Annotated in this window: 12 protein-coding genes; 3 read left to right on the plus strand and 9 right to left on the minus strand. The window is 64.3% G+C overall.

Going from position 1 to position 14,164, the window contains the following annotated elements:
• Positions 1 to 162: 162 nt before the first annotated feature.
• Positions 163 to 1,650, minus strand: coding sequence for a PLP-dependent aminotransferase family protein (locus tag DK391_RS42000; RefSeq protein ID WP_109483908.1), 1,488 nt, complete (start codon positions 1,648 to 1,650; stop codon positions 163 to 165).
• Positions 1,651 to 1,773: 123 nt separating this feature from the next.
• On the opposite strand from DK391_RS42000, the gene DK391_RS42005 reads away from it, so the two are divergent.
• Positions 1,774 to 2,412, plus strand: coding sequence for an FMN-binding negative transcriptional regulator (locus tag DK391_RS42005; RefSeq protein ID WP_109483909.1), 639 nt, complete (start codon positions 1,774 to 1,776; stop codon positions 2,410 to 2,412).
• Positions 2,413 to 2,624: 212 nt separating this feature from the next.
• Positions 2,625 to 4,496 carry an FUSC family protein gene (locus DK391_RS42010; RefSeq protein ID WP_109483910.1) on the plus strand — a complete coding sequence of 624 codons (1,872 nt, stop codon included), beginning with the start codon at positions 2,625 to 2,627 and terminating at the stop codon, positions 4,494 to 4,496.
• Between the two features lie 36 nt (positions 4,497 to 4,532).
• Here the strand turns inward: DK391_RS42010 and DK391_RS42015 are convergent, their stop codons facing one another.
• From DK391_RS42015 to DK391_RS42050, 8 genes are read right to left on the minus strand one after another with little or no spacing between them, the layout of a single operon-like run.
• The gene (locus DK391_RS42015) at positions 4,533 to 5,162 is read right to left on the minus strand and encodes a nucleotidyltransferase family protein (protein ID WP_109483911.1); all 630 of its coding nucleotides are present in this window, start codon (positions 5,160 to 5,162) and stop codon (positions 4,533 to 4,535) included.
• Entirely contained in the window at positions 5,159 to 6,256 is a 1,098-nt protein-coding gene (locus DK391_RS42020; RefSeq protein ID WP_109483912.1) for an XdhC family protein, read from the minus strand. Before DK391_RS42020 ends, DK391_RS42015 begins: the two co-directional genes overlap by 4 nt.
• The gene (locus tag DK391_RS42025; RefSeq protein ID WP_109483913.1) at positions 6,253 to 7,452 is read right to left on the minus strand and encodes a VWA domain-containing protein; all 1,200 of its coding nucleotides are present in this window, start codon (positions 7,450 to 7,452) and stop codon (positions 6,253 to 6,255) included. The genes DK391_RS42020 and DK391_RS42025 overlap by 4 nt, the downstream gene beginning before the upstream one ends.
• Positions 7,446 to 8,342 (minus strand): MoxR family ATPase, encoded by an 897-nt coding sequence (locus DK391_RS42030; protein WP_109483914.1) that lies wholly within the window; start codon positions 8,340 to 8,342, stop codon positions 7,446 to 7,448. Before DK391_RS42030 ends, DK391_RS42025 begins: the two co-directional genes overlap by 7 nt.
• A 14-nt stretch (positions 8,343 to 8,356) precedes the next feature.
• On the minus strand, positions 8,357 to 9,034 hold the full coding sequence (locus tag DK391_RS42035; RefSeq protein WP_109483915.1) for an SRPBCC family protein: 678 nt from the start codon (positions 9,032 to 9,034) through the stop codon (positions 8,357 to 8,359).
• 30 nt (positions 9,035 to 9,064) lie between these two features.
• Positions 9,065 to 11,479: an aerobic carbon-monoxide dehydrogenase large subunit gene (locus DK391_RS42040; protein WP_109483916.1), complete on the minus strand. Its 2,415-nt coding sequence runs from the start codon at positions 11,477 to 11,479 to the stop codon at positions 9,065 to 9,067.
• Positions 11,480 to 11,495: 16 nt separating this feature from the next.
• Positions 11,496 to 12,026 carry a (2Fe-2S)-binding protein gene (locus DK391_RS42045; protein WP_109483917.1) on the minus strand — a complete coding sequence of 177 codons (531 nt, stop codon included), beginning with the start codon at positions 12,024 to 12,026 and terminating at the stop codon, positions 11,496 to 11,498.
• A gap of 44 nt (positions 12,027 to 12,070) precedes the next feature.
• Positions 12,071 to 12,937 (minus strand): xanthine dehydrogenase family protein subunit M, encoded by an 867-nt coding sequence (locus tag DK391_RS42050; RefSeq protein ID WP_109483918.1) that lies wholly within the window; start codon positions 12,935 to 12,937, stop codon positions 12,071 to 12,073.
• 211 nt (positions 12,938 to 13,148) lie between these two features.
• Between DK391_RS42050 and DK391_RS42055 the strand changes: the two genes are divergently transcribed.
• Positions 13,149 to 13,994 (plus strand): LytTR family transcriptional regulator, encoded by an 846-nt coding sequence (locus DK391_RS42055; protein ID WP_275426851.1) that lies wholly within the window; start codon positions 13,149 to 13,151, stop codon positions 13,992 to 13,994.
• Positions 13,995 to 14,164: the final 170 nt, after the last annotated feature.

Below are 14,164 nucleotides of genomic sequence, written 5' to 3' on the forward strand. Positions count from 1 at the left end.
GTGAGCGGCTTTCTTTTGCCTACTTTTCTTTGCCGCTGCAAAGAAAAGTAGGTGCCGCCCCGCACAGGGGCAACGCGGGAAGCACCACTAGCAAAACGCGGATGCCATCGAAACCAACCCAACCCAAACCAAACCAAAACCAAAACCAAAACCAAACACCAACTACCCTCCCATCCCAACAATCACCCCCGCAAGGCGCCTAGCCGCATCCCCCATCTGCTCGCGGCTAAAACCACCAAACCCGAGCACCAACCCCGGCCGCCCCGTCCCCGGAGCAAACATCGGCGACACAGCCCTCACCGCAACCCCGGCCCGCGCAGCACGCTCCACAACCCGATGATCATCGAACTGCTTCGCAAGCCAGAGCACCAGATGCATGCCCTGATCACCCGGCTCGATCAACGCGAGCTCTCGCGGCAGCAACTCCCCAAGCGTCTTCATCAACTGCACGCGATGTTCCGCATACACATTGCGAACCTTGCGGATATGGCGCTCGAGATGCCCTTCTGCAATAAAAGCAGCCAGCACATGCTGGTCCGCGGTAGGAGGATGACGGTCCATGAGCACTCGGGCGCCACAGAACGCATCGATCAGATTGCGCGGAACCACCGCGTATCCCAGCCTCAAAGAAGGAAACAGGATCTTGCTGAAGGTGCCGAGATAGACCACACGGTCCGGGTCGAGTCCCTGTAGCGCAGGAAAAGGGTAGCCCTCGTAGCGCAACTCGCTGTCGTAGTCATCCTCGACCACCCACGCATTGCTGTTGCGCGCCCAGGCCAGCAGGGCCGTGCGCCGCGCCATGCTCAACGGCATGCCAAGCGGATACTGATGCGACGGCGTCACAAACGCGGCGCGCGCCTGCGGCGCCATGCGCATGCCCGCTTCGACGTCGAGACCCTCGGCGTCGACGGGAACGCGAACCATGCCCTGCTGATAACCAAGGCTCTCCATGATCGCGGTGACACCGCGATAAGCCGGATTCTCGATCCACGCCTGATCGCGCGGCCCGAGCAACACCCGGCTCGCAAGAAAGAGCCCCTGCTGCGTGCCGCTCGTCACGATCACCTGATCCGCTTCGCAGCGCACCGAGCGGGATTTGCGCACATACGCGGCAATGGCTTCGCGCAACGGCAGCGCGCCGAGCGGATCGGCATATCCCGTCGGCGCCGCCGGCCCTCGCGCGCGCAGACGATTGCCGAGGCGACGCCAGACATCGGCGGGCGCGGTCAGGCCCACGGGCACCGAGATGGCAAAAGGAATCGGCTCGAGCGGCCGGAATTCCCGCGCGATCTGCGCGAAGAGAGCAGCAGACTCCGGCAAGCCAGGTTCCGCCACTGCGCGCGATTCGGCCTCTCCCCCAACGGCGGCCCGCGGCGTATTCAAGGTGTGCGCGACACGCGTGCCCGCGCCCGCGTTCGATTCGAGAAAACCTTCCGCAATCAACTGCTCGTAGGCTTCGATCACCGTGCCGCGCGCGACCTGAAACGACGCCGCGAGCGAACGCGTCGACGGCAACGCATCGCCCGCCCGGATGTGGCCTTCGCGCACCGCCTGCCGCAGCGCCTCGGCGATCTGCCGACTCAGGTTGCCGGCGCCGCGGTCGAGTGCGCCGAACGACGGCAGGTCCGCAACGCGGGCAGTTCTGGCCATAATTCTGGTTCAGTAAAAGTGGAACAAACTGGATCTACTGAATAAACCACTTTTCGGCCACACTTGCAACGTCAGCAACGCCCGCGTTCAATTCCGATCACCAGGCCCGCCCGAGATAACCGCATGTACGTACCCGCCCATTTCGACGAAAGCAGCAAGGAAGTGCTGCACGCCCGCATCGCCGGACATCCGTTTGGAACGCTGATCACGCACGGACAGGGCGGACTCGACGCCAATCACATTCCGTTCGAACTCTCCGCCGACGAAGGCGAACTGGGCGTGCTGCACGCGCATGTCGCGAGGAACAATCCCGTGTGGCGCGAGGTCGCGAATGGCGACGAGGTGCTGGTGATCTTTCAGGCCGGCGACGCCTATATCTCGCCGACCTGGTATCCAAGCAAGCACGAACTGCACAAGCAGGTGCCGACGTGGAACTACATGGTCGTGCACGCGCACGGACGCATCACGATTCGCGACGATGAGCGCTACGTGCGCGGCGTGGTCGGGCGTCTGACGCGCACGCACGAGGCCTCGCTGCCAAAGCCGTGGAAGATGGGCGACGCGCCGAAGGAATACATCGACACGCTGCTCCAGTCGATTGTCGGCCTGGAGGTTGAGATCACGCGTCTGACGGGCAAGAGCAAGCTGAGCCAGAACAAGGAAGTGCGGGACATTCGCGGCGCCGGCGAAGCGCTGGTGGCGCGGGGATCGTGCCCGATCGGCGAAGCGATGCTGGCCGAGGCGCAGAAGAAGCAACCGTAGTTCTGCGGCGTCTGGCCTTCCGTCGCAATGAAGGCCAGGCGCGCACGTTGTAGCAGGCCAACGCACCACCTCTCCCCTTTTTGACACGGTATCATTCGGGAAAACCCGTACATGCTTCATCGCTGGTGATCCCGGCGGCAGGCACGCGCGGCATGTCCTCCCGATCGGGCTGGCCAAAAGCCAAACCCGGTCATCGACTGGATGTCCATCCCATGATTTCGACCGTCTTTCGGCGCGTGGCTGATCGCCTGCTCGCCGCCGATCCCGGCCTTGCCCGTTTCGTCACCGCGCTACGCGCCACCCTTGCGACGCTGCTGACGGCCGCCGTGAGCATCGCTCTGGCCGTGCACTACGCCGCGCCGCCCGTGGCTGCCGGACCCGCCATTCTCTTCAGCATGATCGCCCCGCTTTTTCTGCGCGATCACACCGCGCGCAACTGGCTGCTGTCCCTGCTCTGTCTGTACGTCGTCGCCGTGACGAGTTTTGCCGTCGCGGCCACGCTTGCGCCGATGCCGGTCGTCGCGGATCTCGCCTTTGTCGCACTCGTTTTTACGGGCATGCTCGTCCAGGCTTGCGGGCCTCGCGCGCTGGGCAGCGCGCTGATCGGGCTGGTCTGCTTCTATCTCGGCCTGTATCTGCATCCGGCGCCGGCGGAAACGGCGCTCATGCTGGCGTTGTCCACCGTGGGTCCGTGCGTGGTCGTGTGCACCGTCCGCCTGCTCGTGCCGCAACGCCGGGCCGCAGCGCTCCAGCTGGCCATTCGCACCGTCACGTTGCGTGCACGTGCCGTGCTGCAGGCCGCGCATCGCGACAGCGCCGCACAGGCAGCACTCTCGTCGATGAACGAAGCGGCCATCGCGTTCGAAGAGCGCCTCGCGCTGCTGGTCTCGGATCACGCCGACAACCTGCGCGGGTCGCTGGTTCATCTCGAGATTGCCGCCGGTCAGTTTGTCTTTGCCCGCACCGACCGCGCGGCACGCGAGCAGGACTTCCGGGCCGCCATCGCGGCGCTCGAAGCGATTCCTGCCCAAGTATCCGGGTCGAAGCCTACGGTTGCGGCCGTCCCGGCCGAACGTCTGCGCGCCACGCTCCAACGCTGGCGCGCGAGCCTGATGTGGCTGCCTGCGACGCGCACCGCGATAGCCGCCGCGATCGCCATGTTCGCCGGGCATTCGCTGTCGCCGGAGCGCTGGTTCTGGGCGGTCATTACTGTGTTCGTAGTGTTTCTCGGCACGCGTTCGCAAGGCGACACGCTGTATCGCGGCGCGCAGCGCATTGCCGGCACGCTGGCAGGCGCGCTCGTCAGCACGCTGCTGGTGACGTCGTTGCATGGCCAGCCTGTCGCGCTTGCCGGCGCGATGCTGCTCTGCGTGTTCGGCTGGGCCTATTTCATCCTCAGTGCGTATGGTCCTGGGGTGTTTTTCATTACCGTGCTCGTGAGCCTCGTCTATGGCGAGCTCGGCTTTGCGATCGAGCCGCTCGTGCAACTGCGTATCGAAGAAGTGACGATCGGATGTCTCGCGTCGCTCGTTGCCGCGTTCATCGTCAAGCCGCTCGATACGAACCGGCATATCGAAGCGCGCTTTGTCGGCGTGGTGGATGCGCTGATCGACGCGATGGCTGCCGTCGCTTCGATGCAGGGCGAAGGCGCGCGTCGTGCAGCAACGACATCGAGAGCGCTCGACCGCCGCTGGCATGAGTTCCGGATTGCGCTACGACCACAACGCGTGCTTGCACTGGAACCGCGCTACGAGATGATTGCGGGCGCGCTTTTGTGCTGCATTCATGACGCGCGTCGCCTGATCCGCGAGCAGACGGACGCTCGCGATATCCCTGAACGCGGCCACGCGCCGCATGGAGAGTCGCCCGTCGCGCCGCTGATCGCGCGTCTCGATGCGATCCGGCAACGCTACGTGCGCGAACCTGTGTCGGCGTCATCCAGGCCGGCTGCATTCGCTGCCGTCGAAAGCACAGGCACGCTCGCCTCGCTGGACGGCGCGATCACGCTGCTGGCGCAAAGAATTGCCGAATCCGACAGCGGTAAGCACGCGTGGCGTTCGCTGTGGCGGCGGCAGAACGGCTGAGCGCAACTTGTACGCGCGAACGGCCGCAAGCGCGGCTTATCCACGCGCACAGGATTGATCGGCTTCGACGCGAGCAAGGATGCGCGCGTAATCGTCGGGCGTGTCCATATCGACGGTGAAGCGGTCATGCGCGGCCTCGTACACGAACACCTCGTCGGCGTGCTCGGCGATCAGCTTGCGGCAGCCAGGATTGACGTGCCCGTTCACGCCCTCGGGCGCATAGCTCGACGCGAACAGCACCGGGTTGCCGCGCGCGCCTGCAAAGAACGGCACGAGTATCGATCCGCGCGGCATCGACGCATACGCATCGGCGAACTCGCGATAGTCTTCGGATTCGAGCAGCACCTGATCTGCGAGACAGATCATCACGGCATCGCAGGGCGCGAGCAACGCGGCCACGCCCGCCGCCACGGACGTCATCTGCCCTTCGCGATAGTGCGGGTTGCTCTGGAACCGCACATCGAGGCCATCGAGTGCGTCGAAGACCGCGCGTCCGTTGAAGCCCGTCACGACCACGATCTCATTCGGCTGCGCCGCGAGCAGCGCGCGCACCACACGCCGCACGGCAGGCTCGCCGCCGACGGGCAACAGCAACTTGTGCTGTCCTTCCATCCGGGAAGACAGCCCCGCGGCCAGCACGACGGCTGAAAAGCTGGCGCTGCTCATCGCGCCTCCGCGTGCAGTGTGACCTGATGATCCGATGTACCTTCCGATCCACCCTGCGGCGCAGCCAGATAGCTGTCCGGGCTGCGCTCGAACGCGGCCTTGCAGCAGTCGCAGCAGAACCAGATCTTCTGCCCGCCATATTCGACGACATGCTTCGCCGTCGCGATCTCGATGCTCATCCCGCAGACGGGGTTCACGTAGCGTGTGGCATCGGCGGCGGGCAAATCGGGCGCTTCGCACGGCGTGAGCCGCGGCACAGCTTCCGTTGCGACGCCTTCGTGCTGTGTCGCCGGTTGCACGCTCGCATCGGTCTGCTCGCGCATATGCCGCAACGCGACCAGTCCCGCCACCGCGCCCAGCGCGATTTCCTGCGGCGTGTGCGCCTGGATCGCCGGTCCCGCCGGCGCATGCAGCGCGGCAAGGCGCGCAGCGCCGATGCCGCGTTCGTGCATCGTCTCGCGCAGCCTGTCGGCCTTGCGGCGGCTCGCGATCAGCAGCACTGCTTCGACAGGGCTGCGCAGCGCCGCTTCGAGCGCGTCTTCGTCGCCGTCGCCTTGCGTGGCGATCAGCGCGAACGATGCGCCCGCATGCTTCAACGCACCGGCGTCGAAGCGCGCCTCGCCAGGCCGCGCGGTGTCGGCAGCCAGGCTCGCGCGCAAGCCGACCCGCCGCGCAAGCACACAGGCCTCGTGCGCTGCGGGTGTCGCGCCAAACACGACCACTAGCGGCGCAGGCACGGTCGGCTGGATGAAAATTTCCAGCGCGCCATTGCTCGCGCACGGCATCGCATGGGCCTCGACTTCCGCGTCGGGTGGGGACGGTTCGTTACTGATGCGCACGCGGCGCGGCTGGCCGCAGCGCATCGACTGACGCGCGGCCTCGATCCCGATCGACCGCGCGCAGCCTCCGCCGCTCCACCCGTGCAGCGTGCCGTCGCCGTCCACCAGTGCCTGCGCACCGACCTGCGGCGACGTCGGCGGCGCGGCGCGAATCCCGGTGACGACGGCAAACGGCGCGCCATCGGCCAGCAGCCGGTGCTCGAGTTGCAGCAGGCCAGCCGTGGTCGTCGCAGTCTCGAAAGGTTCGACATTCATTGCAGCGCCCCGAGGATTTGAGGAAAGATGCGTTCGAGGCTGGCGAGATCGCGCGCCCCGGCGAACAGATCGATATGCGGCAGCGCGGCCTGCATGCCCACGCTGACCGGCTCGAAGCCCGGACGATCGGCAAGCGGGTTGAGCCACACCAGCGAGCGGCAGCGCCGTCTGATCGCCGCGAGCGATTCATCGAGCAAGGCCGTATCGCCCGCGTCATAACCGTCGCTGACGATCACGACAGCCGTGCGTGCATGCAGCAGGCGCGGCGCATAGTGCGCGTTGAATCCCGCGAGACTTTCGCCGATGCGCGTGCCGCCCGCCCAGCCTTCCGAGATCAGATGCAGCCGCTCCTGCGCCCGATGCGGATCGGGGTCGCGCAGTGCCTCGTCGACGCACACCAGCCGCGTGTGAAACATGAAGCAGTGCACGTCCGGCAGCCGACCGTTCAGCACACGCGCGAGGCGCAGGAAGAAGAAGCTGTAAAGACTCATCGAGCGACTTACGTCGAGCATCATCACGATGCGCGGGCGCTGCCGCCGCTTGCGCCGCCACGCCAGTTCGACGGGCAGTCCGCCGCGCGGCACGCTGCGGCGTATCGTCGAGCGCAGATCGATGGCGCGCCCCTGATTCGCGCGTTGCTCGCGGCGCGTTTCGATGCCGCGCAGACGCTGCGCGAAACGGCGCAAGGCGTCGTCGATGGCGAACAGTTCGCTGCCGTCGTTCAGATGACGGAAATCGGCGTGCGCGAGCGAGTCACTGGATGAGGCGCCTTCGTCGGCCGTCCTGCCTTCACCCGGTGTGGCGCCGCCCGGTCCCGCAAGCGAGATGGGCGTGCCGTCGCTGGCATCCGAAGCGACCTGTTCGGCATGCGCTTCATCGCGTTCGAGTGGACCCGCGCCGCCGCCATACGATTGCGCGAAGCTGCGCCGGTTAGGCACGAAGAAATACGCATCGAACAGATCGTCGAAACGCCGCCATTCCTGCGCGCGCGAGCACAGCAGCGCGCGCAGGCTCCAGCGCAGCACGTCGCTGTCGAGTTGCCCCATGCGCTGCGCCACTTCCATCGACGCCGCCACGTCCGCGCTCGTCACGCTAAACGCGTTCTCGCGCAGCCAGCCCGCAAAGCCCGCATAGCGCGCGATCAGCAGGCTCGCCAGATCGCCGGACGGCGTCGCGTTGCCGGCGTTCGTCAGCATGACGCCACCAGCCTTTCGACTACCGGCCGCGTCAGGCCCGCCTGATCCTCACGCGTCTTCACCAGCGCGGCAAGCGAATCCATCACGCGGTCGATGCCGTCTTCGTCGAGCGCACTCACGCCGAGACGCAGCAGCGCCGCCACCCAATCGAGTGTCTCGGCAAGGCCTGGCTTGCGGCGCAGCGCCATCTGCCGCACGGCATGCACGAATTCGACGACCTGGCGCGCCAGCGCATCCGGCACGCCGGGCACCTGGGTCTGCACGATCATCAGTTCGCGCTGATAGGTCGGATAATCGACGTACTGGTAGAGACAGCGGCGGCGCAGCGCATCGGAGATTTCGCGCGTGCCGTTCGACGTGAGAATCACATACGGCCGCTCGATCGCGCGGATCACGCCGAGCTCGGGAATCGACAGCTGAAAGTCCGACAGCAGTTCGAGCAGATACGCTTCGAACGCTTCATCCGTGCGGTCGACTTCGTCGATCAGCAGCACGGGCGCGGGCGTCGTCGTGATCGCTTCGAGCAGCGGGCGCTTGAGCAGATAACGCTCGGAGAAAATGTCCTGCTCCTTGTCGCGCAGCGGACGCGCGTCCTGTTCGAACAGCTTGATGGCGAGCAGCTGATGCGCGTAGTTCCACTCGTAGAGCGCCGCGTGCGCGTCGAGACCCTCGTAGCATTGCAGGCGGATCAACGGCACATCGAGCAGCCGCGCGAGCGCTTTGGCCACTTCCGTCTTGCCGACGCCCGCTTCGCCTTCGAGCAGGAGCGGGCGGCGCATTTCCATGGTCAGCAGCAAGGCGGCGGCAAAGCTGCGCTCGGCGATAAAGCCGTGACTCGCCAGCCGCGCCTGCAGCGCGACGACGTCGGGCATGCGGTCAGTGGGCGTCATGGCGAACCTCGATCTCAACGGCCTTGGGCCTTGTGCGAAAAGCGCCCGTGCAGCCAGTCGCGTAGCATCGCCCAGACGAAGGCGAAGCCGTTCAGTTCGGCGGCTTGAGCGGGTGGTGACGCGGGTGATGACGTATTCGTTCGCGTAGTCGCGGACGCCGTAGGCGCTTCGCTGAAGGTCGCGTCAAACGGCGTGCCTTGTGCCTCCGGTGCTTGAGCAACGTCAGCGGCAACAGGCTGCATCGCTTCGAGCCGCGCGGCGAAGTTCATGACGAACTGCTTGAGCAACTGCTCCGAAGCAGGCGCCATCAAGCGCCCGCCGAGCGCAGCCGCCTTGCCGCTCATCGTCACTTCGCTCTTGCCTGTCAGCGTGCAGGTCGCGTCCGTCTGCTCGACGGCGGCGGTGAGATCCATCGTTGCCGCCGAACCGCCCGATGCATCGGTGCCCTTGCCCAGCAGATGCAGACTGCGCGTCGCAGCGTCGAGCGCGAGCACTTCGATGTCACCCTTGAACGACATCGTCGCCGGGCCGAGGCGCACGGTCACCGTGCCTTTGTAGTGCGTGTCGTCGATGCGCTCGGTGATCTTCGCGCCCGGCATGCAGGCGGCGACGGCTTCGATGTCCTGCATCAGTTGCCATGCGCTATCCGCCGAGGCGGCAAGCGGAAAAGCCTTGTCGAGTACTACTTTCATGCGCGTCTCCCTGTCGTGCCGCGAGTATGTTCACGCAGGCCGCGTGAGACCCAGCGCGCGGCTTTGCTGCCACACGCGATACGCGTTGTGCGGCATGTTCATATGCGTGACGCCGAGGTGCGCGAACGCATCGACGACAGCAGACGTGAAGCACGGAATCGAACCCACATGCGGCGATTCGGCGACGCCTTTCGCACCGATCGGATGATGCGGCGAAGGCGTCACGGTGAAATCGGTTTCCCAATGCGGCGTTTCGACCGCCGTCGGCACGAAGTAATCGAGCAGCGTGGCGCCTAGCAGATTGCCGGCTTCGTCGTAAGGCAGTTCCTGACCGAGCGCGACCGCGAAGCCTTCCGTCAGCCCGCCGTGAATCTGCCCTTCGATGATCATCGGATTGATGCGCGTGCCGCAGTCGTCGAGTGCATAGAAGCGCCGCACGCGGATTTCGCCCGTGTAGCGGTTCACGTCGAGCACGCACACATACGCGCCGAACGGGAACGTGAAGTTGGGCGGATCGTAGTAATCGACGGCTTCGAGGCCCATTTCAAGGCCCTCTGGCACGTTGTTGTACGCGGCCCACGCGACTTCCTTGACCGTCTTGAACTGATCCGGTGAACCCTTCAGCACGAAGCGGTCGAGATCGAATTCGATGTCGTCGGGACTGGCTTCGAGCAAATGCGCGGCGATCCTGCGCGCCTTCTCGCGGATCTTGCGCGACGCGCGCGCGACGGCCGCGCCCGCAACCGGGGTCGAACGCGAGCCATACGTGCCGAGACCATAGGGCGCGGTGGACGTGTCGCCCTCCTCGACGGTGATCCGCGATGCGGGAATGCCCGCTTCCGACGCGATGATCTGCGCGTACGTGGTCTGGTGGCCCTGCCCTTGCGTGATGGTGCCCATGCGCGCAATCGCCGATCCGTCGGGATGCACGCGAATCTCGCACGAGTCGAACATGCCGACACCGAGGATGTCGCACATCTTCGATGGCCCCGCGCCGACGATCTCCGTAAAGTTCACCACGCCGATGCCCATCAGCCACTCCGCATCGGGGTCGGCACGGCGCTTGGCCTGCTCGGCACGCAAGCCGTCGTAGTCGAGAGCGGCGAGCACCTTGCGCATTGCGGGTTCGTAATCGCCGGAATCGTATTCGAGTCCGAGCGGTGTCGTATAAGGGAACTGTTCCTTGCGGATAAAGTTGCGCAGCCGTATTTCCGCCTTGTCGATGCCGAGCTTTTGCGCGAGGACGTCCACCATCCGTTCGATCAGATAGACGGCTTCCGTCACGCGGAACGAGCAGCGATACGCGACACCACCGGGAAACTTGTTCGTGTACACGCCATCGACGGAAACGAACGCGTTGGGAATCGCGTAGGAGCCTGTGCAGACATGGAACATGCCGGCGGGCCATTTGGTGGGGTCGGCGCACGCGTCGAACGCGCCATGATCGGCCACCACGTTCACACGCAAGGCCTTGATGCGGCCATCCTTGTCGGCGGCGAGTTCGCCTGTCATGTGATAGTCGCGCGCAAAGGCCGTGCTCGACAGGTTTTCGTTGCGCGACTCGATCCACTTGACGGGTCGCCCCAGCACGATCGACGCGAAGATCGCCGTCACATAGCCCGGATACACGCCTACCTTGTTGCCAAAACCGCCGCCAATATCCGGCGAGATAATGCGTATCTTCGATTCCGGTATCGACGACAGCAGTCCCACCACGGTGCGCACGACATGCGGCGCCTGCGACGTGATGTAGACGGTCAGGTCGCCGCGCACCTTGTCGAACGATGCAACGCAGCCGCAGGTTTCGAGCGGGCAAGGATGCACGCGCGGATACAGCATGTGCTGCTTCACGGTCACGTCGGCGTTCTCGAACATGCGATCGGTCTTGTCGCGATCGCCCATGGTCCACGTGAAGATGTGATTCGGATGACGGCGCGCGCCGTGCGCGCCCGTTTCCTTGTCGCGGATATCTTCACGGATCACGGGCGCGTCGGGTTCGAGCGCGGAAAACGGGTCCACGATCGCGGGCAGTTCCTCGTATTCGATCTCGACGAGTTCAGCGGCGTCGGCGGCGACGTAGCGGTCATCGGCAACGACGAACGCGACTTCCTGATTCTGGAAGCAGACCTTTTCATCGGCGAGCACGGCTTGTACGTCGCCCGCGAGGGTCGGCATCCAGTGGAGCTTGAGCGGCTTGAGATCGTCGGCGGTGAGCACGGCGTGCACGCCGGGATGCGCGAGTGCCGCAGACTTGTCGATGCGCTTCACGCGCGCGTGCGCATACGGGCTGCGCACCATCACGCCGAACAGCATGCCCGGCATCTTGATGTCGTCGACGTAGGTGCCTTTGCCCTGAATGAAACGCGGATCTTCGCGGCGCTTGCGCGAACAGCCCATGCCTTCGAGCGCGGCGAGACGGTCGAGATTGGTGTCGAGATTGCCCATGACGTGTCTCCTCGCGTCAATGAGCGTGCGCCGCGTCCGCTTCCATCAGCGGGTGCGAGCTTTCGACTTCCACGCCGCGCAGCTTGCGCGCCGCATACTGCACGGCCTTGACGATGTTCTGATAGCCCGTGCAGCGGCACAGATTGCCCGCCATCCAGTAACGGATTTCCGCTTCCGTCGGGTCCGGGTTTTCCTGCAGCAGCCGATACGCGCGCATCAGCATGCCCGGCGTACAGAAGCCGCACTGCAGGCCGTGTTCCTGCATGAAGCCTTCCTGCAGTGCATGCAGTTCGCCGCCTTGCGCCAGCCCTTCGACAGTCATCACGTGTGCGCCTTCGGCCTGCACGGTCAGCAGCGTGCACGATTTCACCGACATGCCGTTGAAGTCCACCGTGCACGCTCCGCAATGCGAGGTCTCACAACCGATATGCGGCCCCGTATGCTGGCATTTTTCCCGTAGCGTGTGGATCAGCAGTTCGCGCGGCTCGACCACGACATCGACCTCGCTGCCATTCAGCTCGAACGACACCATCGTTTTCTTGCCCATCAGGTGTTCTCCCGGCGTGTGCTCAGTGTGTGTTCAACGTGTCTTCAATGTGCCGACCGCTCGTAAGCAGTGTGCAAGGCGCGGCGCGTCATCTCTCCCGCCATCGCGCGCTTGTAATCTTCGTCGCCGCGCAGGTCCGGTATGGGGTTGCAGGCGGCCATCGCGCGGCGCACGGCTTCATCGGCGTGGACTGCGTCGAAAGGTTCGCCGCGCAAGGCGTCTTCGGCGTCTGTCGCGCGGATCACCGTGTCGCCGACATTCGTCAGAGCAATGCGCAGATCATCGACGCGTCCATCTCGCATGCGCAGCGTCACCGCCGATGCAGCCGTCGCGAAGTCGCCCGTTTTGCGCTTGAGCTTCGCGTAGCAATAGCCAGTGCCCGCGGCGGGGATGGGAATACGCACTGCCGTCATGATTTCCAGCGGTTCGAGCAGCGTTGCGTAGGTGCCGATGAAGAAGCCGTCGGCGGGCACGATGCGCTCGCCTTGCGCGCCTTGCAGCACGAACGAGGCATCGAGCGCGATCATCAGCGCGGGATGATCGTTGCCGGGGTCGCCATGCGAGATATCGCCGCCGAGCGTGCCGCGATAGCGGACTTGCGGATCGGCAATCTGCCGCGCGCCTTCGACGAGCAACGGACACTTCTCCTGCAGCAGGCTCGACCAGATCAACTGGTTCTCGGTCGTCATCGCGCCGATCCAGAGCGTGCCGTTGTCTTCCTTGATGCCTTGAAGCTCGGCGAGCTTGCCGAGGTCGATCAGATGCTCGGGCTGCGCGAAACGCAGCTTCATCATCGGCAGCAGGCTGTGACCGCCTGCCAGCAGTTTCGCGGCGTCGCCGTGAGCGCCCAGCAATGCGAGCGCTTCCGGCAACGACTGCGGCGTGTGGTATTCGAAAGGTCGCGGAATCACGTTGGTCTCCTGGAATCGGCGCGACCGTGCGCTGCACGATTGGGCGCGCGGCCGGCTTGCTGTTGTCGTCCTTCCGTAGCCGAGGATTTCACAATGCAACGCAGCAATTCAACGCGATTTCCCTAACGGCGGGCTGGATGCGCCGATAGCCGGAAAACTTGCGTGAAAAAAGGAAAAGACTTAAAACGGAGGCACCGCTGCGGCTCCGGACTTGCAGCACGCAGCGATTTGGGCGCCTCGGGGAGAACCCTGGATGACACCGTTCGAAAACGCCATGCCGACTACCGACGCACGCCGCTCCGAGACTTTCCAGCACCGGCTGGAACAGTTCAATCCGGGCGTGGTATGGCTCGACGCGCAGGGGCGCGTGAGTGCTTTCAACGACGTGGCGTTGCAGATACTCGGACCAGCCGGCGAGCAGTCGCTGGGTGTGCCGCAGGATCAGTTGTTCGGCATCGATGTCGTGCAGCTTCATCCGGAGAAGAGCCGCGACAAGTTGCGGTTTCTGCTGCAATCGCGCGACGCGGGTGGATGCCCGGTGAAGTCACCGCCGCCGGTCGCGATGATGATCAACATTCCTGATCGTATCTTGATGATCAAGGTATCGCGGATGTCCGGCATGCAGGGCGCGTGTGGCACTTGCATGATCTTTTACGACGTGACGGATCTGACTACCGAGCCTTTGTCCGAGGCGCGGTCTGGTTTGGGATCGCCGCCGCGTCGGCTGTTGAAGATTCCCGTCTATCGCAAGAACCGGGTGATCCTGATCGATCTCAAGGAGATTATCCGGTTTCAGGGGGATGGGCATTACACCACTATCGTGACCAAAGACGATCGCTATCTGTCGAATCTTTCGCTCGCTGATCTGGAGTTGCGGCTCGATAACAGTATCTTTTTACGGGTGCATCGGAGTCATATCGTCAGCCTGCCTTATGCGATTGAATTGCTTAAGGCCGATGAGAGTATGAATCTTGTGATGGGGGATGCTGAGCGCAGTGTCGTGCCTGTTAGTCGCGCCAAGGTGGGCGTGTTGAAGGAGAGGTTTGGGGTGACTTGAGGTTTTTTTTTGCTGCGGCGCATGGGTTGGGGTTGTTTGTGGTTTGTTTTTGGTTTGTTGATTGCATCCGCTTTTTGTTAGTGGTCTGCTAGTGTTGCCCCTGTGCGGGGCGGCACCTACTTTTCTTTGCCGCCGCAAAGAAAAGTAGGCAAAAGAAAGCGGGCTAACAC

It is taken from the genome of Paraburkholderia sp. C35, from assembly GCF_003121405.1.
GTDB lineage: Bacteria > Pseudomonadota > Gammaproteobacteria > Burkholderiales > Burkholderiaceae > Paraburkholderia.

What these genes read in the sequence shown, in the direction of transcription:
- DK391_RS42020 (WP_109483912.1), bottom strand. Translation starts at nt 6,256, where the DNA reads ATGAATGTCGAACCTTTCGAGACTGCGACGACCACGGCTGGCCTGCTG.
- DK391_RS42015 (WP_109483911.1), bottom strand. Translation starts at nt 5,162, where the DNA reads ATGAGCAGCGCCAGCTTTTCAGCCGTCGTGCTGGCCGCGGGGCTGTCT.
- DK391_RS42000 (WP_109483908.1), bottom strand. Translation starts at nt 1,650, where the DNA reads ATGGCCAGAACTGCCCGCGTTGCGGACCTGCCGTCGTTCGGCGCACTC.
- DK391_RS42030 (WP_109483914.1), bottom strand. Translation starts at nt 8,342, where the DNA reads ATGACGCCCACTGACCGCATGCCCGACGTCGTCGCGCTGCAGGCGCGG.
- DK391_RS42025 (WP_109483913.1), bottom strand. Translation starts at nt 7,452, where the DNA reads ATGCTGACGAACGCCGGCAACGCGACGCCGTCCGGCGATCTGGCGAGC.
- DK391_RS42010 (WP_109483910.1), top strand. Translation starts at nt 2,625, where the DNA reads ATGATTTCGACCGTCTTTCGGCGCGTGGCTGATCGCCTGCTCGCCGCC.
- DK391_RS42035 (WP_109483915.1), bottom strand. Translation starts at nt 9,034, where the DNA reads ATGAAAGTAGTACTCGACAAGGCTTTTCCGCTTGCCGCCTCGGCGGAT.
- DK391_RS42040 (WP_109483916.1), bottom strand. Translation starts at nt 11,479, where the DNA reads ATGGGCAATCTCGACACCAATCTCGACCGTCTCGCCGCGCTCGAAGGC.
- DK391_RS42005 (WP_109483909.1), top strand. Translation starts at nt 1,774, where the DNA reads ATGTACGTACCCGCCCATTTCGACGAAAGCAGCAAGGAAGTGCTGCAC.
- DK391_RS42045 (WP_109483917.1), bottom strand. Translation starts at nt 12,026, where the DNA reads ATGGGCAAGAAAACGATGGTGTCGTTCGAGCTGAATGGCAGCGAGGTC.